17 protein-coding genes are annotated in these 23,939 nt (G+C 71.7%); 6 read left to right on the top strand and 11 right to left on the bottom strand.

Annotated elements, in window-relative coordinates; all coding sequences use genetic code 11:
- Positions 1-14: 14 nt before the first annotated feature.
- Positions 15-962 carry a DUF389 domain-containing protein gene (locus AB0C25_RS23285; protein ID WP_357376353.1) on the top strand — a complete coding sequence of 316 codons (948 nt, stop codon included), beginning with the start codon at positions 15-17 and terminating at the stop codon, positions 960-962.
- Here AB0C25_RS23285 and AB0C25_RS23290 read toward each other — a convergent pair.
- The 3 genes from AB0C25_RS23290 to AB0C25_RS23300 all read right to left on the bottom strand — a co-directional run bounded on the left by AB0C25_RS23290 (position 892) and on the right by AB0C25_RS23300 (position 5,400).
- Entirely contained in the window at positions 892-1,359 is a 468-nt protein-coding gene (locus AB0C25_RS23290; RefSeq protein ID WP_357245668.1) for a hypothetical protein, read from the bottom strand. The two genes, AB0C25_RS23285 and AB0C25_RS23290, sit on opposite strands and share 71 nt — an antisense overlap.
- 23 nt (positions 1,360-1,382) lie before the next feature.
- Entirely contained in the window at positions 1,383-2,267 is an 885-nt protein-coding gene (locus tag AB0C25_RS23295) for an aminoglycoside phosphotransferase family protein (RefSeq protein ID WP_357376375.1), read from the bottom strand.
- 577 nt (positions 2,268-2,844) lie between these two features.
- Positions 2,845-5,400, bottom strand: a complete 2,556-nt coding sequence (locus AB0C25_RS23300; RefSeq protein ID WP_357376354.1) for a Tex family protein — start codon at positions 5,398-5,400, stop codon at positions 2,845-2,847.
- Positions 5,401-5,557: 157 nt separating this feature from the next.
- Here AB0C25_RS23300 and dgt point away from each other — a divergent pair, with 157 nt between their 5' ends.
- The 3 genes from dgt to AB0C25_RS23315 are packed head-to-tail and all read left to right on the top strand — an operon-like array spanning position 5,558 to position 8,797.
- Positions 5,558-7,069 carry a dGTP triphosphohydrolase gene (dgt, locus tag AB0C25_RS23305; protein WP_357245662.1) on the top strand — a complete coding sequence of 504 codons (1,512 nt, stop codon included), beginning with the start codon at positions 5,558-5,560 and terminating at the stop codon, positions 7,067-7,069.
- A 40-nt stretch (positions 7,070-7,109) separates the two neighbouring features.
- Positions 7,110-7,937 (top strand): alpha/beta hydrolase fold domain-containing protein, encoded by an 828-nt coding sequence (locus AB0C25_RS23310; protein WP_357376355.1) that lies wholly within the window; start codon positions 7,110-7,112, stop codon positions 7,935-7,937.
- The gene (locus AB0C25_RS23315) at positions 7,910-8,797 is read left to right on the top strand and encodes an RNA polymerase subunit sigma-70 (RefSeq protein WP_357376356.1); all 888 of its coding nucleotides are present in this window, start codon (positions 7,910-7,912) and stop codon (positions 8,795-8,797) included. The genes AB0C25_RS23310 and AB0C25_RS23315 overlap by 28 nt, the downstream gene beginning before the upstream one ends.
- A 46-nt stretch (positions 8,798-8,843) precedes the next feature.
- Here the strand turns inward: AB0C25_RS23315 and AB0C25_RS23320 are convergent, their stop codons facing one another.
- The 7 genes from AB0C25_RS23320 to AB0C25_RS23350 form a co-directional block, all read right to left on the bottom strand.
- On the bottom strand, positions 8,844-9,989 hold the full coding sequence (locus AB0C25_RS23320) for an MBL fold metallo-hydrolase (RefSeq protein ID WP_357376357.1): 1,146 nt from the start codon (positions 9,987-9,989) through the stop codon (positions 8,844-8,846).
- A gap of 123 nt (positions 9,990-10,112) precedes the next feature.
- Positions 10,113-11,087: a serine hydrolase gene (locus AB0C25_RS23325; protein WP_357376358.1), complete on the bottom strand. Its 975-nt coding sequence runs from the start codon at positions 11,085-11,087 to the stop codon at positions 10,113-10,115.
- A gap of 150 nt (positions 11,088-11,237) precedes the next feature.
- Complete coding sequence (locus AB0C25_RS23330; protein ID WP_357376359.1) at positions 11,238-12,167, bottom strand: SDR family NAD(P)-dependent oxidoreductase; 930 nt, start codon at positions 12,165-12,167, stop codon at positions 11,238-11,240.
- Positions 12,164-13,348: a zinc-dependent alcohol dehydrogenase gene (locus AB0C25_RS23335; protein WP_357376376.1), complete on the bottom strand. Its 1,185-nt coding sequence runs from the start codon at positions 13,346-13,348 to the stop codon at positions 12,164-12,166. The genes AB0C25_RS23330 and AB0C25_RS23335 overlap by 4 nt, the downstream gene beginning before the upstream one ends.
- Positions 13,349-14,212: 864 nt before the next feature.
- Positions 14,213-14,977, bottom strand: a complete 765-nt coding sequence (locus AB0C25_RS23340; RefSeq protein ID WP_357245649.1) for a succinate dehydrogenase/fumarate reductase iron-sulfur subunit — start codon at positions 14,975-14,977, stop codon at positions 14,213-14,215.
- On the bottom strand, positions 14,974-16,911 hold the full coding sequence (locus AB0C25_RS23345) for a fumarate reductase/succinate dehydrogenase flavoprotein subunit (RefSeq protein WP_357376360.1): 1,938 nt from the start codon (positions 16,909-16,911) through the stop codon (positions 14,974-14,976). The genes AB0C25_RS23340 and AB0C25_RS23345 overlap by 4 nt, the downstream gene beginning before the upstream one ends.
- A 1-nt stretch (position 16,912) precedes the next feature.
- A complete protein-coding gene (locus tag AB0C25_RS23350) occupies positions 16,913-17,602 on the bottom strand; it encodes a succinate dehydrogenase cytochrome b subunit (protein WP_357376361.1) in 690 nt (229 codons plus the stop codon).
- A gap of 77 nt (positions 17,603-17,679) precedes the next feature.
- Between AB0C25_RS23350 and AB0C25_RS23355 the strand changes: the two genes are divergently transcribed.
- Both AB0C25_RS23355 and rfbB read left to right on the top strand, forming a co-directional pair.
- Positions 17,680-18,609 (top strand): LysR family transcriptional regulator, encoded by a 930-nt coding sequence (locus AB0C25_RS23355; protein WP_357245640.1) that lies wholly within the window; start codon positions 17,680-17,682, stop codon positions 18,607-18,609.
- Positions 18,610-18,765: 156 nt separating this feature from the next.
- Positions 18,766-19,806 carry a dTDP-glucose 4,6-dehydratase gene (rfbB, locus tag AB0C25_RS23360; protein ID WP_357376362.1) on the top strand — a complete coding sequence of 347 codons (1,041 nt, stop codon included), beginning with the start codon at positions 18,766-18,768 and terminating at the stop codon, positions 19,804-19,806.
- Positions 19,807-19,824: 18 nt separating this feature from the next.
- Here rfbB and hrpA read toward each other — a convergent pair whose 3' ends face one another.
- Entirely contained in the window at positions 19,825-23,898 is a 4,074-nt protein-coding gene (gene hrpA / locus AB0C25_RS23365) for an ATP-dependent RNA helicase HrpA (RefSeq protein WP_357376363.1), read from the bottom strand.
- Positions 23,899-23,939 lie beyond the last annotated feature (41 nt).

Genomic DNA, 23,939 nt, shown 5'->3' on the forward strand with positions numbered 1-23,939 from the left:
ACCAGGGAGAACGAGTGCTGCACCTGAGGGTGATTGCCCCGGCCGACCGGTCGACCGAGGTCGTCGATCTGCTCACCGCCCAGGCGGGGGTGACGCACCTGGCCGTGCTGCCCGGTGCGGCCCTTCAGCCGAAAGGTGATCTCATCCTCTGCGACGTGGTGCGGGAGAGCGCCGACCAGGTGTTGCAGGGTTTGCAGCGGATCGGCGTGGACACCAGCGGCGGCATCGCGGCCGACGACGTGGAGCTGACCCTGTCGAGCGCGGCCGACCGGGCCGCCCGGCGGGCACCCGGCAGCGGCGCGGACGCGGTGGTCTGGGACGAGATCGCCGCGAAGACCGGCGAGCAGACCGAACTGTCCGGCACCTACCTCGTGCTGATCGTGGTGGCGACCATGATCGCTGGCATCGGTGTGCTGCTGGACCAGCCGATCCTCATCGTCGGGGCGATGGTGGTCGGCCCGGAGTTCGGCCCCCTCGCCGCGCTCTGCGTCGCGCTGCTACGCCGCCGGTTCGGGGTGATCGGCCGCTCGGTGCAGGCGCTCTCGGTCGGCTTCCTGGCGGCCATGGTGGCGACCGTGCTGAGCACCTGGGCGCTGACCGCCGCCGGCCTGGTCAGCGAGGAGATGCTGGTCGCCAAGCGACCTCTCACCGACTTCATCTGGCGACCGGACGCGTTGTCCTGGGTGGTCGGTCTGCTCGCCGGTGTGGCCGGCATGCTGTCGTTGACCTCGAAGAAGTCCGGCAGCCTGGTCGGGGTGCTGATCTCGGTGACCACCGTGCCGGCCGCGGCGAACGTGGCGGTGGCCGCCGCCTACGGGGTGTGGGACGAGGCGGGCGGCTCGGCACTCCAACTGGTGATCAACATCTGTGCGATCGTCCTGGCCGGACTGCTCACCCTCGTGGTGCAGCAGGCCTGGTGGTGGAACCTGGCCCGCCGGTCCCGTCGTCCAGCAGCCGGGTGAGTAGCGTCCGCAACGGGATCGACTCGCCGTCGCGGCCTCCCGCGCCGACCACCAACGGCGCCGGGCTGGGCTGCGGGTCGACCCCGAACAGCCGGGCGCGCACGCCGCCGGGCACCGTCAACAGGTGGAACCGGCCGGCCACGTCCACCGCCCGGGTGCCGGCCCGGTCGACGTACCAACCGGTCAGCCTGGTCCGGTAGCGCCCGCGCCCGTCGTAGCCCCGGGCGACCAGCCGGGTGGTGGGCAGCCCTCGACGGGTCGCCTCGGCCACGAACCAGGCCACCAACTCCGCCGCCTCCGCCTGCTCGGCGGCCCGCCGCCGGGCGTCCGCGTCGGCGTGTGCCCGCACCGCCTGCCGCTGCCGCTCCCGCCACTCGCGGTCGTCGTCCTCACCCACGAGCCGACGGTACGCGACCCGACTCAGGCGAGTACGGCCAGCAGCGTGTGCCGGGCGATGCCGGCCATCACCGGGTTGGTCTCGACGTAGTACGGCAGCGCGTTGATCGCCTGCGCCAGGGCCCAGCCGCGTCCCCGCTCCCAGGTGGCGTCGTCCACGCCCAACGCCCGCCGGTACGTCTCCCGCGACCCGGGGTCCAACAGGTTCCACGCCGGCATCAGATCCACCGCGGGATCGCCGAGCTTGACCGCCTCCAGGTCGATGACCGCTGCCAGCCGCCCGTCGCGGACCAGCAGGTTGACCGGCATCAGGTCGGCATGGATCCACACGTCGGCCGGATCGTCCCGGCGCGCGTCCCGGCACCTGTCCCACACCTCGGCGAGCGCGGCGATGTCGATGAGTTCACCGCTGACCGCGAGGGCGGCCCGCACGTCGGCGTCCTCGCCCGCCAGTGGCCCGCCCCGGCCGTACCCCGGCCACGACCGCCCGCCGGTGTCGATGCCGCGCAGGGCGACCACGACGGCGGCCAGGTCACGGGCGAAGACGTCCGGATCCTCGATCCGGTCGGGCTGCGCCGTCTCGCCGGGGATGAACCGGTACGCCGTCCACGACCCGGGGTACCCCTCGCCGGGCGTACCGAGGGCGAGCGGTTCGGGTACCGCGACCGGCAGATGCGGCGCGAGCAGCACGGCGTGTTCCTGCTCCCGCCGCAGCTCGGCGCGCAGGTCGGGATCGGCGAAGGGCCGCAGCGGAAACCGCAGCACGATCTCCGGGCCGAGCCGGAACAGCGCGTTCACCGTGCCGGCCGAACGGAGGGGGCGCACCGGCAGCTCCCGCCAGCGCGGAAACTGTTCGGCCACCAGCGCGGCAACGACGTCCGCGCTCACGTCCACCTGGTCGGCATGCATCCGCACCGCGAGATCATCGCCCACGCCCCGCAGGCACGCGACCCGATTTCCCGCCGCCCGCCGCGCCGGACCCGCCGCCCGCCGCGCGCCGCGCCGGACCCGCCGCCCCGCGCGCCCGCCCCGCGGCCCTGCGCGCCTGCTCCGCGGCCCTGCGCGCCCGCCGCCCGCCCGCCGCTGGCTGACCCGGTCCCGGATGGCCGCGCTCGGACCCCGACCTTCGAATGCGCCCTGTCGAGCTGCCCCAGATCTGGGGCGTGCTCGCCTGGAATCGCCGGCAACTCCAGATCTTGGACACTTTCCGTCCGCGCCGGACGGAAAGTGTCCAAGATCTACACCGAAACCGGGTCCTTACGGGCGCGTGGGTGGGTCAGGCGGCGGAGCGGGTGTGGACACCGGGCGGACCACGGCGGGAAACGCTTCGGTCACCGCGCGTCCCGCCTCGCCCCACTGATGGGGCAGGTCGACAGCGTCCGCCGATGGCCCGACGAGTCGGTCATCCCGCGTCCGGCCCCGCCAGGCGCCGAAGATGACCGCCCCCGCCGGGCGTCCCGGTCGCTTCCTCGCGCCGGCTCAGGGATCAGGCCAACCCGGCGCGGCGTAGAGCCTCCGCCATCGCGTCGTTGGCCGGCGCCGGTGCGCCCTGCCGCTGCTGACCGCCCCGTGCGCCCTGCCCGCCGCGACCGCCGGACCCGCCCTGCCCGCCGCGACCGCCGGACCCGCCTTGTCCGCCAGACCTGCCGCCACCGCCGGACCCGCCTTGTCCGCCAGACCTGCCGCCACCGCCGGACCCGCCTTGGCCGCCGGACCTGCCGCCACCGCCGGACCCGCCCTGGCCGCCAGCGGCGCCGCCGCGACCGTCCGGCCCGCCGCGTCCACCCTGCGGTCCGCGCTGCGCCGGGCCGCCGCGCCCCTCCTGACTCGTCCGACCACCGCCACCGGTGGCGGCCGGCTCGTCCTCCAGGCGCAGGGTCAGCGAGATGCGCTTACGGGGTACGTCCACGTCGAGCACCCGGACCTTGACCACGTCGCCGGACTTGACCACCTCGCGGGGGTCCTTCACGAAGGTCCGGGACATCGCCGAGACGTGTACCAGCCCGTCCTGGTGCACCCCGACGTCCACGAACGCGCCGAACGCGGCCACGTTGGTGACCACGCCCTCCAGCACCATGCCCGGCGTCAGATCGCTGATCTTCTCCACCCCCTCGACGAAGGTGGCGGTGCGGAACTCCGGCCGGGGATCCCGGCCGGGCTTCTCCAACTCGGCGAGGATGTCGGTGACGGTGGGCAGACCGAAGCGGTCGTCGACGAAGTCGGTTGCCCGCAGCCCGCGCAGGATCCCACTCTTGCCGATCACCGAGCGCAGGTCCTGCCCGGTGCTGGAGAGGATCCGGCGCACCACCGGGTACGCCTCGGGGTGCACGCTGGAGGAGTCCAGCGGGTCGGTGCCGTCCGGGATGCGCAGGAAGCCGGCGCACTGCTCGAACGCCTTCGGCCCGAGCCGCGCCACCTTCTTCAGATCGGTACGCGAGCGGAACGGCCCGTTGGCGTCCCGGTGCAGCACGATGTTCTCGGCCAGGCCGGCGCCGATCCCGGAGACCCGGGTCAGCAGCGGCGCGGAGGCGGTGTTGACGTCCACCCCGACCGCGTTGACGCAGTCCTCGACGACCGCGTCCAGCGACCGGGACAGCTTCACCTCGGACAGGTCGTGCTGGTACTGGCCGACGCCGATCGACCGTGGATCGATCTTGACCAGCTCGGCGAGCGGGTCCTGGAGGCGGCGGGCGATGGACACCGCGCCGCGCAGTGACACGTCCATCCCCGGCAGCTCCTGCGAGGCGTACGCGGAGGCGGAGTAGACCGACGCGCCAGCCTCGGAGACCATCACCTTGGTCAGGTTGAGCTGCGGGTGCCGCGCGATCAGGTCGCCGGCCAGCTTGTCGGTCTCCCGCGAGGCGGTGCCGTTGCCGATCGCGATCAGCTCCACCCCGTGCGCCCCGGCCAACCGGGCGAGCGTCTCGACGGACGCGTCCCACTGCCGGCGCGGCTCGTGCGGGTAGATGGTGTCGGTGGCGAGCACCTTGCCGGTGGCGTCCACCACGGCCACCTTCACCCCGGTCCGCAGGCCGGGGTCCAGGCCCATCGTCGGGCGGGTGCCGGCCGGGGCGGCCAGCAGCAGGTCACGGAGATTGGTGGCGAAGACGCGGACCGCCTCCTCCTCGGCCGCCTGCCACAGCCGCATCCGCAGGTCCGCGCCGAGGTGGATGAGGATCCGGGTACGCCACGCCCAGCGGACCGTGTCGGCCAGCCAGCGGTCGGCCGGGCGGCCCGCGTCGGAGACCCCGAACCGGCCGGCGATCGCCGCCTCGTACCGGGTCGGGCCGGTCGGTACGGCGTCCGCCTCGCCCGCCTCCTCCGACTCCATGGTCAGGTCGAGCACGCCCTCCTTCTCACCCCGGAACATCGCCAGGATCCGGTGCGAGGGCAATTTCGGGTACGGCTCGGAGAAGTCGAAGTAGTCGGCGAACTTCGCGCCGGCGGCCTCCTGCCCGTCGCGTACCCGGGAGACCAGACGGCCTCGCGACCACATCTGCTCGCGCAGCGTGCCGATCAGGTCGGCGTCCTCGGCGAACGTCTCGATCAGGATGGCGCGGGCGCCCTCCAGCGCGGCGGCGGCGTCGGCGACGCCCTTCTCCGGATCGACGAACCCGGCGGCGGTGGCCCGTGGGTCCTGGGTGGGGTCGGCCAGCAGCGACTCGGCCAGCGGCGCGAGCCCGGCCTCCCGGGCGATCTGCGCCCGGGTCCGCCGCTTCGGCTTGTACGGCAGGTAGATGTCCTCCAGCCGGGACTTCGAGTCGGCCGCCATGATCTGCGCTTCCAGCGCCTCGTCCAGTTTGCCCTGGCCGCGGATCGACTCCAGCACCGCCGCCCGCCGCTCGTCCAGCTCGCGCAGATAGCGCAGCCGCTCCTCCAGGGTGCGCAGCTGGGTGTCGTCGAGCAGGCCGGTGGCCTCCTTGCGGTAGCGGGCGATGAACGGCACGGTGGCACCGCCGTCGAGCAGCTCCACGGCCGCCCGCACCTGACGCTCGGCCACGCCGAGCTCGTCGGCGATCCGCTGATGAACAGACTGGGTCACGATCTCGATCCGCCTTCGGGAGTGGGTACGCCTGCATTCTGCCGGGCCGGCCGGGGCGCTGTCGCCGCGCCCGGCCGGGGCGGAGGACCGCGAACCACCCCGCCCCGGCCGGGCGACCCCCGGACGGCCCCGCCGGGCCTGCGCTAGCGTTGCGATCATGGAAACACCTGCGGAGCCGCGCGCCCGTCGGCTCTTCGGCGGCAGTGCCCGCGCCCTCGGCGACCTCGCCGCCGACCCGTTCCGCGCCGACCGGGACCGGATCGTGGGCTCGCCGTTCTTCGCCCGCCTCGGCGGCGTCACCCAGGTCATCAGCCCGGTCGGTTCCGGCCTGCTGGTGCACAACCGGCTCACCCACAGCCTGAAGGTCGCCCAGGTGGGCCGGTCCATCGCCGAGCGGCTGACGGCCGACGAGCACACGCGTGACCTGCTGGACAAGCTTGGTGGCTGTTCACCCGACGTGGTGGAGGCCGCCGCGCTCGCCCACGACCTCGGCCACCCGCCGTTCGGGCATCTGGGGGAGCGGGTGCTGGACCGGTTGGCCCGTCAGCGCCTCGGCCTCACCGACGGGTTCGAGGGCAACGCGCAGTCGTACCGGATCGTCACCAGCACCGAGATCCGGGGCGCCGCCACCACCGGGTTGGACCTGACCGCGGCGGTCCGCGCCGCGATGTTGAAGTACCCGTGGACCCGCCTGGACCACCCCGACCCGCACCCCCGCACGATGGACCCGCCGCCGCGTGGCGCCACCCCGCCGCCGGACGACCCGGAGAGCGGCTCGTCGAAGTTCGGCGCGTACCGCACCGAGCTGGACGACCTGCGGCAGGCGCGGGAGCCGTTCGCCGGGCGCATCCCGGACTGGCAGCAGACCGTGGAGGCGTCGGTCATGGACACCGCCGACGACATCGCGTACGCCATCCACGACGTGGAGGACTTCTACCGGGTCGGCGTGCTCCAGCAGGGGTCGGTCTCCGCGGAGCTGATGGCCTGGCAGCGGGAGAGCGGGCAACTCCGGGCGATCACCGACTCGGCGCTGGCCACCGCGGCGCGACGACCCGGTGCGGCGATCGAGCGGCTCCGTCGGCAGTTGCACCGTAAGGACGCCTGGATCGCCGACGACGACGCCTTCGCCGCCGCCGTCGAGCACGTCCGCGAGGAGTTGGTCGACGGGCTGCTGGCGATGCCGTTCGACGGCTCGATCGAGGCCGAGCAGTACGTGGCGCGGTTCTCCGCCCGCTGGTCCACCCGCTTCGTCGAGGCGATCACGGTGACCGACCAGCCGTCGGTGCGCTCCGGGTACGTGCTGCTGGGCTGCGCGCAGTGGCACGAGGTGCAGGTGCTCAAGTTCGTCCACCACCGGTTCGTGCTGGCCCGGCCGGATCTCGCCCTGCACCAGCGCGGCCAGGCCCGGCTGCTGGGCACCCTGGTCGAGGCGCTCTGGGAGTGGCTGCTCGACCCGGAGGAGGAGTCCCGGTTGCCCCGCCGGCTGCACGACCTGGTCGAGTTGGCCGAGGCGGAGCTGCACCCGCGTACCCCGGACCGGATCGGACGGGCCCGGGGCCGGGCCATCGTGGATTTCGTCGCGCAGCTCACCGACGGTCAGGCGGTGGCCATGCTGGACGCGCTCTCCGGCCGCTCCGGTGCGCTCTGGACCGACGCGTTCGTGCTCTGACCACCGATTCCTTTCGGGTACGCCTGCGGTCGATACCCACATGAACGCGATGAGAGCGATGTACGCCCGCTGGGCCGCAGGGGACATGGGCGAGGACGACCAGTGGGGAGACGTGACGGCCGAGCCGCGCGGCCTGGACTACGCGGAGGTCTCGGCGGGCGGCGTGCCGGCGATGTGGCTCGTCCCGCACGGCGTCGGCCCGGAGCGGGCGATCGTCGCGCTGCACGGCGGCGGTTTCGTGAACGGGTCGATCTACAGCCACCGCAAGATGTACGGGCACCTCGCGAAGGCGGCCGGCGTACGGGTGCTGCTCGCCACCTACCGATACGCGCCCGAGTTCCGCTTCCCGGCGCAGATCGAGGACGCGGTCACCGCGTACCGGTGGGCGGCGGCGCGGACACCGGTGGTGGCGCTGGCGGGCGACTCTTCCGGTGGTGGCCTGGCCGTGCAGGTCGCACTCCGCGAGCCCGGTGCGACCGCGCTGCTGTTGCTGTCGCCGTGGATCGACATGGACCCGGCGCAGACCGCGACGTCGTACGAGGAGAACGCCGCCACCGACCTCTTCTTCACCCGGCCGATGGTGCAGGGTCTCATTGAGCAGTACCTGCCGGAGGGAGAAAGTGGCCTGGCACCGGAGGTCAACGCCTTCCACGCCGACCTGTCCGCGCTGCCCCCGGTCTACGTGCAGTGTGGTGGCGAGGAGAGCGGTCGGGGTGACAGCGAGCGCTTGGCGAAGCTGACCGGCGCTCGGCTGGACGTCTTCGACGGGCAACTGCACACGTTCCAGATGGCGGCCGGGCGCTCCACGGTTGCCGACGAGGCGATCGGAGGGTTGGCCGCATGGGTGCGCCCGAAGCTGGGACTCTGACCGAGGCGTTCGAGGGGGAACGTCGGGGGTTGTTCGCCCACGCGTACCGGATGCTCGGCGCCTATCACGAGGCCGAGGACGTCGTGCAGGACACGTACGTGCGGGCGTTGCGTGGTTGGGAGAACTTCGAGCGGCGTTCGTCGGTGCGCACCTGGCTCTACCGGATCGCCACGAACGTCTGCCTGACCCTTATCGAGGGCCGCGGGCGCCGAACGTTCTCGTCCGGTCTCGACTCGGACGATCTGGGTCCGTGGCTTGAGCCGTTTCCGACCGATCCGCTTGATCTGGTGACCGCGCGGGAGAGTGTGCGGCTCGCCTTCGTCGCCGGGTTGCAACATCTCGCTCCCCGGCAGCGTGCCGTTCTGCTGTTGCGGGAGGTGCTGGCCTTCTCCGCGGCCGAGACAGGCGAGGTGCTGGGCATGTCGGTGCCGGACGTGAAGAGTGCCCTGCAGCGGGCCAGGGCCCGGCTCGCCGAGGCGGCTCCGGCCCGCGACGACGTGCTGGACGCCTCCTCGCCCCGGGCCCGGGCGCTACTCGCCAGGTACATGGCCGCGTGGGAGGCGTCCGACGCCGACGCCTTTCGCGAGGTGCTGCGCGCGGACGCGTCAATCGAACCGGTCGGCTCGCCGGCCTCCTACACCGGTCGTGCGGCCTGCCTGGCCTTCGCGACACCGGCGATGGGCGCCGCGGGGGACTGGCGGATGGTGGCGACCGAGGCGAACGGCCAGCCCGCCGCGGTGGCGTGGTTGGGCGGCGAGCCATACGGCGTGGCGGTGCTGATGATCGCCGAGGACGGGATCATGGCGATCACGCTCTTCGGAGACCCGGAGCTGGCGAAGATCTTCGTGCCAACGGGGTGAGGTCCGAACGGCCTGCCCGTTCAGGCGATGCCTGCCTTGGCCTTTTTCAGGCGACGGCCTGCCACCACCCGGCGACGGCGGGCGGCTCGTCGACCACGACCCGCTCACCCGGGCGGGGCACGGCGAGCCGCACGTCGCGGGCCTTCGCCTCGGCCCACAGCCGGTCGACCGGCTCGGACCAGTCGTGCAGGGCCAGGTTGAACGTCGCCCAGTGCACCGGGACGAGCAGGCCACCGCGCAGGTCGAGGTGGGCGGCGACGGCCTCCTCGGGGAACATGTGGATCGTCGGCCAGGCGCTGTCGTACGCGCCGATCTGCATCAGCGTCACGTCGAACGGGCCGTGCTCGGCGCCGATCTCCGCGTACCCGTCGAAGTAGCCGGAGTCGCCGGTGTAGAAGACCGTGCGGCGCGCCCCGGCCACCACCCACGAACTCCAGAGCGTGCCGTCGCGGCGCAGCCCGCGTCCGGAGAAGTGCTGGGCGGCGGTGGCGGTGATCTCCAGCCCGGCGACCTGGTGCGACTCGGACCAGTCCAGTTCGATGATCCGCTCGGCGGGTACGCCCCAGCGGTCCAGGTGCGCGCCCACGCCGAGCGGCACCAGGAACGGCGCGGACTGCCCGGCCAGCAGCGCTCGCACGGTGGCCATGTCGAGGTGGTCGTAGTGGTCGTGCGAGATGAGGATGGCGTCCAGCGGGGGCAGCTCGTCGATGCCCACCGGTGGCTCGTGTAGCCGCCGCGGGCCGACCAGGCCCGACGGTGAGCAGCGGTCGCTCCAGATGGGGTCGAGCAGCACCCGCCGGCCCTCGATCTCGATGAGCGTCGAGGCATGGCCGTACCAGACGATGTTGAGCTCGTCGGCGGTGTCGGCGGCCTCCGGCCCGCCGGTGGGGCGCAGCAGCGGCACGGGCGCGGTGGGACGCCGCTTCTGCTTGCCGAAGATCAGCTCGCGGAGCAGGTTGCGCCCCGGCTCGGTGACCATCGTGCGGGTGCCGGCCCGGTTGTGGAAGGTGCCCTCGCGGAACTGGGGCGAGCGGGCCGCCCGTTCGGCCCGGGCTCCGCTGAGCCGGCCACCGAGGGCCGCCGGCACATCCCGGGCGACCCAGGCCAGGCCGGCCAGCGCGGCCAGTCCCGCCGCGCCCCGCATTCGCCGACCGAGCGACCGTTCGACGTCCGTGCTCCGCGCTCGTGCCATTGCCGTCCCTCCGCCGTGTCCGCCCTACACGGTAGTCACCCGTGCCGGGGCGTGCCTCGGCGGTCGCCACGCCGGGCCGGCCGCCGGCAGCGGCGACCGACCCGGACCGGTGCGGTGGGTTCCCTAGCCGCCGTTGCTGGGGCGGCGGGCGGTGATCCGGAACGTCTTGCCGACGCCTGCGATCCGGTCCACCGCGGCCAGGAACTTCGGACCCATGGCGGCGCGGGCCTGCACCGCCGGGTGGGTGGCGCCGAAGTTGTCCGGGTCGGCCTGCCCGTCGGCGAAGAGCGCGTAGGTGAGCACCGCCGCGCCGGAGCGGTCGAAGATCACGCCGGCCTCGTGCCGGGCGTCGCCGTACCAGCCGGCCTTGGTGGCGATCCGCGCCCGATCGTCCGAGGACATCGTGCGGCGGATGCCGTCGGTGAACGCCACCGGGGAACGCAGGATGCCCAGCAGGTACGTCGTCGAGGCGGGGGAGAGCAGCGTGCCGCCGACCAGGGCGCGCAGCAGGTCGTGCGTCTCCCGGGGGGTGCTGGTGCCGAGGAAGAACCGGTTCGGGTTGGCCACCGGCTCGACCTGGGTGTTCGGGAAGCCCTTGGCGACCAGGATGGAATTGATCTCGGCGGCCGGGGCGACCAGCCCGCACAGTCGCACCGCGGTGTCGTCCGAGACGGTCAGCAGGTTGGCCAGCACGTGCCCGATGGTCACCTTGCTGGGGTACGCGCCGTCCAGGCTGAAGATGCCGTCACCGCCGGGCACGACGATCGCCGCGGTCACCTCGACCTGCTGGTCCAGGGTGAGCAGCCCCCGGTCGACCTTGTCGAGCACCGCGGTGGCAACCGCGATCTTGTTGACGCTGTACGCCTCGATCCGCCGGTCCGCGTCGGCCGTCACCGCGACCACCGGCGCGCCGGCCGGGTCGGCGACGCTGATGTACGCCTGCCAGTTGCCACCGACCTCGGTGCTGTACCTGGTGAACACGGAGGCGACCCGCCGGGCGGCCCGGGCGGGCGTGGTCGGTGTGGCCTCGTTGGTGCTCGCCGGCGTCGCGGCGCTCGCGGGCGACGCGGCACCCAACACCGTCCCGGCGGTAGCCATCGTCCCCAAGCCGAGTGCCGTTCTGCGATTGAGTCGCATGGTCGATCGTCTCCCCCATAGTGGAGCGCCAGAGCGCTTGCTGGCCCACCACCCTAGGCGAGTTGGTCGATGCACGCCGACTCCAGACCGTCTCAAACAGTCCCGAACAGATCAGCCGAGTCGTCGGCGCAGCGCGGCACCGACCGCGCTCGCCGGCCCGGACACGAGTTGCCGCAGGTCGGGCAGGTGACCGCCGCGCACCGACTCACCGGCCGGGTTCGCGGCGAAGACGCTGCCGTCGGTCGCGGCCACCGGCCGTCCACTCAGGCCGGCCAACCGCATCAGCGGCCCGACCAGGATGTCGTAGACGCCCGGCAGTACGGTGAACCCGGCTCGCAGCACCACGTTGAGCCGGCCGACCGAGACCTCGCGGCGCGGCCGGTCCACACAGTCCACGATGGCGCGGGCCACCCGTTGCGGACTGGTGACCGGCGGTGGGGGCCGACCGACCCGGCCCAGATAGTTGGCCGCCTGCTGGTACACGGGTGTGTCCACACTGCCCGGGTTGATCAGACACAGCTGGATCTCCGGGCTGTCGCGCAGCTCCTGCTGCACCGTGCGGACCAGACCCTGCAAACCCCACTTGCTCGCCACGTACGCGCTCATGTACGGCGCGGTGATGTGCCCGAGCACCGAACCGGTGAGGATGACCGTGCCGGTCCCGACGGCCCGGAAGTGCCGCAGCGCCACCCGTACCGAGCCGGCGGCGCCGAGCAGGTCGGTCCGTACCACCTGGTCGAAGACCCGCTCGGGCAACTCGTCGAAGCGCCCGTACGCCATCACGGCCGCCGTGTGCACCCAGACGTCGATCCGGCCGAACCGGTCGATGGCCGCGTCCGCGAGCGCCTCCAACGCGCCCGGCTCGGTGACGTCGGTCGACACGGTCAGCACGCCGACGTCGGCGCACTCCGCGCGTACCTCGGCCAGGGTGGTGGTGGCCCGGGCGGCGAGGACGAGGCGGTCACCGCGCTCGGCGAACGCCCTGGCTGTCGCCCGGCCGATCCCGCTGCTCGCGCCGACGACCACCACCACCCGACTCACGGTTGGAGCACGACCTTGATGCAGCCGTCCTCCTTCTTCTGGAACATCTCGTACGCCTGCGGCGCGCGGGCCAGCGGCACCCGGTGGGTACGCAGGTCCTCCACGCCCAGCGGGTCGTCGTCACCGGCGAGCAGCGGCAGGATCTCGTCGGTCCACCGGCGCACGTGGCACTGCCCCATCCGCAGTTGGATGCCCCGGTCGAACATCTCCATCAGCGGCATCGGATCCACCTCACCGCCGTACACCCCGGAGATCGACACGGTGCCACCGCGGCGGACCGCCTTGAGCGCGGCGTGCAGGACGGACAGCCGGTCCATGGCGGCCTTGTCGGTCATCACCTGGGCCAGCTTGTCCGGCAGCAGCCCGACGGCCGCGTGGGCCAGCTTGCCGCCCGGCGAGCCGTGCGCCTCCATGCCGACGGCGTCGATCACCGCGTCCGGACCGCGCCCGTCGACCAGGTCGATGAGCGCGCCCGGCACGTCGGACAGTTCACGGACGTCGAGCACCTCGATGCCGTGCCGGCGGGCCAGCTCCAGCCGCTCCGGCACCAGGTCCAGCCCGATCACCCGGCCGGCGCCGAGGTGGCGGCCGATCCGGGCACAGAACTGCCCGACCGGACCCAACCCGAAGACGGCCAGGGTGCCACCGGGCGGGGTGTCCGCGTACTTCACCGCCTGCCATGCGGTGGGCAGGATGTCGGACAGGTAGAGGTACCGCTCGTCGGCACCGGTCGGCGGGACGACGATCGGGCCGAAGTGGGCCTGCGGGACGCGCAGGTACTCGGCCTGCCCACCGGGCACCGAACCGTAGAGCGAGGTGTAACCGAACAGCGAGGCGCCCTTGCCCTCGCTGGTCACCTGGGTGGTCTCGCACTGGGCGTAGAGCTGGCGTTGGCACATCCAGCAACTCCCGCAGGAGATGTTGAACGGCACCACCACCCGGTCGCCCGGCTTCAGCCCGGTCACCTCCGACCCGACCTCCTGGACGATGCCCATCGGTTCGTGGCCCAGGACGTCACCGGGCTTCAGGTACGGCCCGAGAACCTCGTACAGGTGCAGGTCGGAGCCGCAGATCGCAGTCGAAGTGATCTTGACGATCGCGTCGGTGGGCTCCTCGATCCGAGGGTCCGGCACCTCCTCGACCCGTACGTCCCGCTTGCCCTGCCAGGTGAGCGCCTTCATGTCCCTCATCCCTTCTCACTGCCGCCTCCGAAGACTGCTACCCGGGCTCGGGCACTTGAACCAGCGCGGTTCCGACGTCCGGGTTGTCGGCTCGGTCTGTCGGTGGTTGCGGTCGGGGCTGGGGACGGCGTCTTGGTCGGTGGTTGCGGTCAGGGCTGGGGGCGACCGCCCCCGGCTCCGGGCGGTCAGGCTTGATCCCTCCGCCGGGAACGGTCGCCCCCAGCCCCGTGGGTGGCCGCTGTCCGTCGGCTCGGGTGCGCCGGTCGGTTCGCCGAACACCACGCGTCAATCTGCCCGTCTTGCTCCATTGATCGTGCTGTCGAGGAGCTTCCGCGGGCCGATCTCGGGTTGATCGACTCGTGTTCCTTGAAGTCGCGGTATCCGAGGTGTGGTGACAGCCCGACTTCAAGAAATCCGAGTGGATCAAGCAGTCGGGGGCGATGCCGCCGGGCGGGGCGGCGCCGGAGGGGCAGCAGGGCGGGAAGCGGTGGCGACAGGGGCCGCTCGGGCGGTGCTGCGTGGGGCACGGGGCGCAGGGTGCGGGTCAGGACGGCGAGGCAGATCGGGTTGCGTGGGGTGTGGCAGTGCAGGCCGATGTTCGTCGACCTGCCGACGATCGGAGCTGCCCACGTACCCCAAGGGGCCGCAACTCACGAACGAGCCGTGACCAGGGTCAGGGCTGGGGCGACCGTGCCCGGCGGAGGGATCAAGCCTGACCGCCCGGAGCCGGGGACGGTCGCCCCAGCCCTCCACCGCAACCAAGGACCGCACGCCGAGCCAACAGGCGCACTCCGCCGCCAGGGACAAACGCCAAACCGCCGTACCCCTGGAAAAGCGGGATACGGCGGTCGAGGTGGCGGCGCCTCAGGAACCGGGGGTGTTGCCGGCCCCCTTGGCGGTGGCCGCGAGGTAGTCGCGGTTGAGGCGGCCGATGGTGTTCAGCGGGATGCCCTTCGGGCAGGCCGGGGTGCATTCGCCGGCGTTGGTGCAGCCGCCGAAGCCGGCCTCGTCGTGCGCGTCGACCATGCCGATGACCCGGGTGTAGCGCTCCGGCTGGCCCTGCGGCAGCAGGGAGAGCTGGGTGAGCTTGGCGGCGGTGAAGAGCATGCCGGAGCCGTTCGGGCAGGCCGCCACGCACGCGCCGCAGCCGATGCAGGCCGCCGACTCGAAGGCGGCGTCCGCGTTGGCCTTGGCGACCGGGGTGGAGTGCGCCTCGGGCGCGCTGCCGGTCGGGGCGGTGATGTAACCGCCGGCGGCGATGATCTTGTCGAAGGCGCCCCGGTTGACCACCAGGTCCTTGATGACCGGGAAGGCGCTGGCCCGCCACGGCTCGATGTCGATCGTCTCGCCGTCGGTGAACTGTCGCATGTGCAGCTGGCACGCGGTGGTGCCGCGCTGCGGCCCGTGCGCGTCACCGTTGATCATCAGGCCGCACATGCCGCAGATGCCCTCGCGGCAGTCGTGGTCGAAGGCGACCGGGTCCTCGCCCGCGAGGATCAGCCGCTCGTTGAGCACGTCGAGCATCTCCAGGAACGACATGTCCGGGGACACGTCGTCGACCGGGTAGGTCACCATCCGACCCTTGTCCTCAGGGCCCTTCTGGCGCCAGATGCGCAGGGTCAGGTTCACTTGTAGCTCCGCTGCGTGGGGTGGACGTATTCGAACTTCAGGTCTTCCTTGTGCAGCACGGAGGGCTCACCGGTGGCGGTGAACTCCCAGGCCGCCACGTACGCGAACCGGTCGTCGTCGCGCTGCGCCTCACCGTCGGGGGTCTGGTGCTCGGCCCGGAAGTGGCCGCCGCAGGACTCCTCGCGGTGCAGGGCGTCGATGCACATCAGCTCGGCCAGTTCGAAGAAGTCGGCGACGCGGCCGGCCTTCTCCAGCGACTGGTTGAGTTCCTCGCCGGTGCCGGACACCTTGACGCGCTGCCAGAACTGCTCGCGCAGGGCACGGATCTCGTCGATCGCCTTGCGCAGACCGGCCTCGCTGCGCTCCATGCCGCAGTGTTCCCACATGATCTGGCCCAGCTCCCGGTGGAACGAGTCCACGGTCCGGTCGCCGTTGACCGCGAGCAGCCGCTGGACACGGTTCTCGACGTCGGTACGCGCCTCGACGGCCGCCGGGTGGCTGGCGTCGACCTTCTCCAGACCGCCCGACGCCAGGTAGTTGGCGATCGTGGTGGGCAGGACGAAGTAGCCGTCGGCGAGGCCCTGCATCAGCGCCGAGGCGCCGAGTCGGTTCGCGCCGTGGTCGGAGAAGTTCGCCTCGCCGATCACGAACAGGCCGGGGATGTTCGACTGGAGGTCGTAGTCGACCCACAGGCCGCCCATCGTGTAGTGCACGGCGGGGTAGATCCGCATCGGCACCTCGTACGGGTCCTCGCCGGTGATCCGCTCGTACATCTCGAAGAGGTTGCCGTACTTGGCCTCGATGGCCTTGCGGCCCAGCCGGCCGATCGCGTCGGCGAAGTCGAGGTAGACGCCGAGCTTCGTCGGGCCGACGCCCCGGCCCTCGTCGCAGACGTTCTTGGCGGCGCGGGAGGCGATGTCGCGGGGGACCAGGTTGCCGAAGGAGGGGTAGATCCGCTCCAGGTAGTAGTCCCGCTCGTCCTCGGGAATGTCCTTTGGGCTGCGGTCGTCGCCCTTGGTCTTCGGCACCCAGACCCGGCCGTCGTTGCGCAGCGACTCGCTCATCAGGGTCAGCTTCGACTGGTGGTCGCCGGAGACCGGGATGCAGGTCGGGTGGATCTGCGTGTAGCAGGGGTTGGCGAAGTACGCGCCCTTGCGGTGCGCCCGCCAGGTGGCGGTGACGTTGCAGCCCTTGGCGTTCGTGGAGAGGTAGAAGACGTTGCCGTACCCGCCGGAGGCGAGCACGACGGCGTCGGCCATCTCGGTGCTGATCTCGCCGGTGACCAGGTCCCGGACGACGATGCCGCGGGCCTTGCCGTCGACGAGGACCAGTTCCAGCATCTCGTGCCGGGCGTTCATCTCGACGTTGCCGAGGCCGATCTGCCGCTCCAGGGCCTGGTACGCGCCGAGCAGGAGCTGCTGGCCCGTCTGACCCCGGGCGTAGAAGGTGCGCTGCACCTGGGCCCCACCGAAGGAGCGGGTGTCGAGCAGGCCGCCGTACTCGCGGGCGAACGGCACCCCCTGGGCGACGCACTGGTCGATGATGTTGACCGACACCTCGGCGAGCCGGTGCACGTTCGACTCGCGGGAGCGGAAGTCGCCGCCCTTGACGGTGTCGTAGAACAGCCGGTGCACGGAGTCGCCATCGTTGCGGTAGTTCTTCGCCGCGTTGATGCCGCCCTGTGCCGCGATGGAGTGCGCCCGGCGCGGGCTGTCCTGATAGCAGTAGGACTTGACGTGGTAGCCCTGCTCGGCCAGGGTCGCGGCGGCGGAGCCGCCGGCCAGGCCGGTGCCGACCACGATCACGGTCATCTTGCGGCGGTTGGCGGGGTTGACCAGCTTGGCCTCGAAGCGCCGGGTCTCCCAACGCTTCTCGACCGGGCCGCCGGGAGCCCTGGTGTCGGCGATCGGGTCGCCCTCGGTGAAGAGTTCCATGTCAGGACACCAATCCGGTGAGTACGGCGAACGGGACCACCAGGTATCCGGCGCAGAGCAGCACGGCGAAGACCAGCGCGGCGGTGCGCGCCCGGCGCTCGCCGCGCGGTGTCTGCTGGCCGAGGCTGCGGAATGCGCTGAACGCGCCGTGGCGCAGGTGGAAGCCGACCGCGAGGATGGCGAGGGTGTAGAAGAGCGTGACGTACCAGCGCTCCGGCGCGAAGTCGGCGACCACGTTGCCGTACGGCTTGCTGGCGTCGCCGACCGGGTTCAGCGTGCCGGTGGTCAGGTCCAGCAGGTGGTAGATCACGAAGAGCAGGATGATCACGCCACCCCAGCGCATGGTGCGGGCGGCGTAGCTGCCGTTGACCTTCTTGCGGTGGGCGTACTTGACCGGGCGGGCCGCGCGGGCGCGCCGGGCCAGCACGGTGGCGGCCACGATGTGGGCGACGACCGCCACCACCAGCACGGTGCGCAGGATCCACAGGAACCAGACGCCGGGCAGCAGTGGCTTGCCGATGTCGCGCAGCCAGTGCGCGTAGTGGTCGAACGAGGTCTCCCCCGTGAACACCTTCAGGTTTCCGAGCATGTGCGCGATGAGGAACAGCGCCAGCAGGATGCCCGTCACCGCCATGACGGCCTTGAGGCCGACGTTCGAGCGGATGGGCGACCGAGTTTTCGTGACTACCACAGGACCGACGCTAGGAGCACTTCGATCAGTCGTCCAATGCATCAAACTCGCAGCGTTGATAGCCGTAGGCTATGTAGATGCAGCTCCATCAGCTCCGGTACTTCGTCGCGGTGGCCGAAGTACGACATTTCACCCAAGCCGCCGACCTGGTGGGCATCACTCAGCCTTCTCTCAGTAAGCAAATTCACGCTCTGGAGGCCGACCTCGGGGCGCCGTTGTTCGAGCGGGTAAGGGGCAACATCGCGCTCACCGCGGCGGGTGAGGTGCTGCTGCCGTTGGCCACCCGGATCCTCGCCGACGTGGAGACCGCGACCCGGGAGGTGCAGGAGCTGGTCGGGCTGCGCCGGGGCCGCGTCCGGCTCGGAGCCACCCCGAGCCTGGCCACCTCACTCGCCCCGCCGGTGCTGCGCCGGTTCCGTGACGCCCACCCCACCATCGACCTGCGCGTCGAGGAAAGTGGCTCCCAGGACCTTGTCCGCGACCTGCTGCGCGGCGACCTCGACCTGGCGCTGATCATCATGCCGGCCCAGGGCGCCGACCCGGGCCTACGCGTCGACCCGATCCTGCGGGAGAGCCTGGTGGTGGCCTCGGTGGGAGAGGTGCCGACCGCCTCGGTGACCGGCGACCTGCACATCACCGACCTGCGCGACCAGCCGATGGTGATGTTCCGGGAGGGGTACGACCTGCGCGACGCCACCATCCAGGCATGCCGCGACGCGGGCTTCGAGCCGACCTTCGCGGTGGACGGCGGGGAGATGGACGCGGTGCTGAGCTTCGTCGAGGCGGGACTCGGCATCGCGTTGGTGCCGGGCATCGTGCTGGCGCGTCGCCCGGCCGTGCGGGCCACTCCGCTAGCTCCGCCCGGGGTGCGGCGGACGATCGCGGTCGCCCGCCGTCGCGACGTCGTGCCGACCCACGCCGGCCGGGAACTCCGGCGGATCCTGCTCGACTACATCCAGTCGGCGATCGACGGTGACGACCTCCCGCCGGGGGTGGATCCGCTCTGATCGGGTCCGGTAATCGACCCGATGGGTTAATTAATGCTTAAGGCGTAGATATCAGCGTTGGTGCCGACACTGGTCCCCTAAGGTGGGTCCTTGCGGGCAAACGCCCCATTCGTCTCAGCGCGCCGACGGCCTATCTCGCCGGCAGGGAGGCCATCCATGAGGATCCTGGTTACCGGCGGTGCTGGCTTCATCGGATCGCATTTCGCGCGGAGTCTGCTCGGCGGGCGCTACACCGGGTTCGAGCACTGCGACGTGACCGTCCTCGACAAGCTGACCTACGCCAGTGACCGGGCCAACCTGCCGGCAGCGCACCCCCGCCTGACATTCGTCCGCGGGGACATCTGCGACCGGCAACTGCTCGCCGACGTGGTGCCGGGGCATGACGCCGTGGTGCACTTCGCTGCCGAATCCCACGTCGACCGATCCATCGACGACCCGGCGCCGTTCTTCGAGACCAACGTGATGGGTTCGCACCACCTGCTTGCCGCATGCGCACGCAGCGGTGTCGGTCGGGTCGTGCACGTCTCCACCGACGAGGTGTACGGCTCGATCAGCGCCGGTTCCTGGAACGAGAGCTGCGTGCTGGAGCCCAACTCCCCGTACGCGGCGTCGAAGGCCGCGAGCGACTGCGTGGTCCGGTCCTACTGGCGCACCTACGACGTGGACGTGTCGATCACCCGCTGCGCCAACAACTACGGCCCGTACCAGCATGTGGAGAAGGTCATTCCGCGTTTCGTCACCAGTCTGCTCACCGGTCAGGACATCACCCTGCACGGCGACGGCAGCGCCGTGCGCGAGTGGCTGCACGTGGACGACCACTGCCGGGCCATCGCGCTGGTGCTGGCCAAGGGCCGCGCCGGCGAGGTCTACAACATCGGCGGCGACCTCGAACTCACCAACCGTGCCCTCGCCGAGCGGATCCTGCGGCTGGCCGGCGCCGGCTGGGAACGGGTCCGGCACGTGCCCGACCGCAAGGTGCAGGACCAGCGTTACTCGCTGGACTACCGCAAGATCACCGACGAGCTCGGCTTCGAGCCACAGATCCGGTTCGAGGACGGGCTCAGCGAGGTCTTCCGCTGGTACCGGGAGAACCGGGCCTGGTGGTCGGCCGCCGCCGCGCCGCCGCGTGGCACGGCGCTGACCAGCACCGTGCGGACCGCCGCGGGCGCCCGCGGGCTCTCCATCCACGCGCGCTGACCGCAGCGGCCGCCGGTGTCAGCGGCCCTCGGCGTCGTCCATCGCGCGGTAGATCCGCTGTTCCGAGACGGGGTACGGGGTACCCAGCGCCTGGGCGAACACGTTCACCCGCAATTCCTCGATCATCCAGCGAATCTGCCGCACGGCGGTCGCCTGTCGGCGGGCCGGCGGTAGCGCGGCGAGCAGGTCGTCGTACTCCTTCTGCACCACCGCGACGCGGTCCTGCTGCTGGCGGTCGCGCTGCGGATTGCCGCCGAGACGGTCCAGTCGACGCTCGATGGCGGTGAGGTAGCGCAGCAGGTCCGGCAGCCGGGCGTACCCGGCCTCGGTGATGAACCCGGCGTGCACCAGACCGGCGAGCTGCTTGCGGATGTCGGCGAGCGCGGCCACCACGGCGAGGTTGCGGGTGGCGCCGAGCCGCTGTTCCACGGCGTACGCGGCGGCGAGCACCCGGCGGACCCGGTCCATCACCTCGACCACGGTGTCGACCAGGTCGGCCCGGACCTTCTCGCGGAGAGCCGCGAACCCCTCGGCGTCCCAGGCCGGTCCGCCGGCGTCGCCGATCAGCCGGTCGATCGCCGCGCCGGCCGCGTCCTCGATCAGCTCCTGCACGCCGCCGTGCGGGTTGCGACTGAGTGCCAGCTTCGCCTCGTTGCTGAGCCGGCCCTGCAGGAACCGGGCCGGGGAGGGCACGGTGAGCCGCAGCAGCCGGCGGGTGCCGGCCCAGTGCGCCGCCTCCGCCTCGGCGGGGGAGTCGAACACCTTCACCCCGACCGTGGCGCCCTCGTCGACGAGCGCCGGGTACGCGGTCACCGCGTATCCGGCACGCACCTGCTCGATGGTCCTCGGCAGGGCGCCCAGGCTCCACTCCCGCAGCCCGGTACGGGCGATCTCCGGCGCGGCGGCCGCCACCACCTGGCGTACCTCCTGCCGGAGTTGACGTTGCAGGGCCGGCAGGTCCTTGCCCTCGGCGACCGGCTTGTCGTCGTCGCCGAGCACCCGGAAGGTCACCCGGAGGTGGGCGGGAAGCTTGTCCGGCTCCCAGGCGTCGCGGGGCACGGTGACCCCGGTCATCCGGCGCAGCTCACGGGTGAGCGCGTCCAGCATTGACGTCTCGCCGGGGGTGATCGCCGCCAGGGCGGCGCGGGCGTAGTCCGGCACCGGCACGAAATTGCGGCGGATCGCCTTGGGCAGCGATCGGATCAGCGCGATCACCGTCTCCTCGCGCAGCCCCGGCACCTGCCAGTCGAAGCTCTCCGCCGGCACCTGGTTGAGCAGGGGCAGCGGGATGTCCACGGTGACGCCGTCGTCCGGCGTGCCCGGCTCGAACCGGTACGTCAGTGGCAGGCGCACCCCGTCGGCCTGCCACTCGTCCGGGTAGTCGTCCTCGTCCACCCCCGGCCGGCCGTCGTTGACCAGCACGTCGCGGGTGAAGGTGAGCAGGTCGGGCTGCTCCCGGCGGGTCTTCTTCCACCAGCTGTCGAAGTGCCGGCCGGAGGACACGTCGGCGGGGATCCGCTGGTCGTAGAAGCCGAAGATGGTCTCGTCGTCGACCAGGATGTCCCGGCGTCGCGCCCGGCTCTCCAACTCCTCGATCTCGGCGAGCAGCCGCTTGTTGTCCGCCCAGAACTGATGGTGGGTCTGCCAGTCGCCCTCGACGAGGGCGTGCCGGATGAACAGCTCGCGGCTCAGCACCGGGTCGATCCGACCGAAGTTGACCTTGCGAGAGGTGACGAGCGGGACGCCGTACAGGGTGACCTTCTCGTAGGCCATCACCGCGGACTGCTTCTTCTCCCAGTGCGGTTCGCTGTAGCTGCGCTTGACCAGGTGCTGCGCCAGCGGCTCGACCCACTCCGGCTCGACCCGGCCGGCGATGCGGCCCCACAGCCGGGAGGTCTCCACCAACTCGGCGGCCATCACCCACCGCGGCGGCTTCTTGAACAGCGCCGACCCGGGGAAGATCCCGAACTTCGCGCCCCGAGCTCCCAGGTACTCGTGTTTCTGGGCGTCCTTCAGCCCGACGTGCGACAGCAGGCCGGGCAGCAGCGACTGGTGCACCTTCGGGGTGTCGATCTCCTCCGGCAGGTCCGCGCCGCCGCGCCGGCTCTCCCCCCGGCCGGCGTCCGCGCCGTCGGCGGTGTCGCGCGCCGGTCGCCCGCCGCGCCGATCACCCTCCTGCTGCGGGGTACGCAGCACCTGACGCAACTGGCCGACGATGTCCTGCCACTCGCGGATCCGCAGGTAGTTGAGGTATTCCGCCTTGCACATCCGGCGGAACGCGCTGGAGGACAGCTCCCGCTGCTGCTCCCGCAGGTAGCGCCACAGGTTGAGGTAGGCGACGAAGTCCGACTCCTTGTCGGCGAACCGGGCATGCGCCTGGTCGGCCTGGGCCTGCTTCTCCGCCGGCCGCTCGCGCGGGTCCTGGATGGAGAGCGCGGCGGCGATCACCAGCACCTCGGTGGCGCAACCGTTGCGTTCGCCCTCGACCACCATCCGGGCCAGCCGCGGGTCGACGGGCAACTGGGCCAGGCGACGGCCCAGCGCGGTGAGCCGCTTCGCCGGGTCGGCCTCGGTCGGGTCCAACGCGCCCAGCTCGTGCAGCAGGTTGACGCCGTCGGTGATGTTGCGCTTGTCCGGCGGGTCGATGAACGGAAACGCGGCCAGGTCGCCGAGCCCGATCGCGGTCATCTGGAGGATGACCGACGCCAGGTTGGTGCGCAGGATCTCCGGGTCGGTGAACTCGGGCCGGGAGAGGAAGTCCTGCTCGTCGTAGAGGCGGATGCAGATGCCGTCCGAGGTACGCCCACAGCGGCCCTTGCGCTGGTTGGCCGACGCCTGGGACACCGGCTCGATCGGCAGCCGCTGCACCTTGAGCCGGCTGGAGTAGCGGGAGATCCGGGCGGTGCCGGGGTCCACCACGTACTTGATGCCGGGCACCGTCAGCGAGGTCTCCGCGACGTTCGTGGCGAGCACCACCCGACGCGAGGTGTGCGCGGCGAAGACGCGGTGCTGCTCGGCGCTGGAGAGCCGCGCGTACAGCGGCAGGATCTCGGTGCCGAGCAGGGAGCGCTTGGTCTGCACCAGTTTGGCGAGCGCGTCCGCGGTGTCCCGGATCTCGCGTTCGCCGCTGAGGAAGACCAGGATGTCGCCGGGACCTTCACCGGCCAGCTCCTCGACGGCGTCGCCGATGGCCTGGATCTGGTCGCGGACGTTCTCCTCGTCGCCGTCGCCGTCCTCCTCGCCCTCGGCGAGTTCGAGCAGCGGCCGGTAGCGCACCTCCACCGGGTAGGTGCGCCCGGAGACCTCGACCACCGGCGCGGGTACGCCCTCCGGTTCGTCGGCCGTGGGTGGCCCGGCGAAGTGTCGGGCGAACCGGTCGGTCTCGATGGTCGCCGAGGTGATGATCACCTTGAGGTCGGGTCGTCGGGGCAGCAGCTCCCGGAGGTACCCGAGGATGAAGTCGATGTTGAGGCTGCGCTCGTGCGCCTCGTCGATGATCAGCGTGTCGTACTGGCGCAGCATCCGGTCGGTCTGCAACTCGGCCAGCAGGATGCCGTCGGTCATCAGCTTGACCAGGCTGCGCTCGCTGACCTGGTCGCTGAAGCGCACCTTGTAGCCGACCACGTCACCCAGCTCGGTGCCCAGCTCCTCGGCGATCCGGTCGGCCACCGTCCGGGCCGCCAACCGCCGGGGCTGGGTGTGCCCGATCAGGCCGTGCACCCCGCGCCCCAACTCCAGGCAGATCTTGGGCAACTGGGTGGTCTTGCCGGAGCCGGTCTCGCCCGCGACGATCACCACCTGGTGATCGCGGATGGCGGCGGCCAGGTCGTCCTTGCGCTCACTGACCGGCAACCCCGCCGGGTACGTGATCACCGGCACCGCCGCTCGGCGGGTGGCGAGCCGCTGCTCGGCCCGGACGAGGTCGGCGGTGATCTCGGCGAGCGCCGCCTCCCGGCGCTGCGGGTCGCGCAGCTTGCGGGCACCGTCCAGCCGCCGCTGGAGCCGGCGCTGGTCGCGGAACATCAGAGGGAGCAGGCGGCGGTGCAGCTCGCGAACCGGGTCGGTCGCGACGGAGGCGGTTGGATTCTGCATGTCGTGCCCAAGGATAGGCAGCCCGACGGCGTACCGCCCCT

It is taken from the genome of Micromonospora sp. NPDC048839 (assembly GCF_040649915.1).
In the GTDB taxonomy this organism is placed as follows: Bacteria; Actinomycetota; Actinomycetes; order Mycobacteriales; family Micromonosporaceae; genus Micromonospora.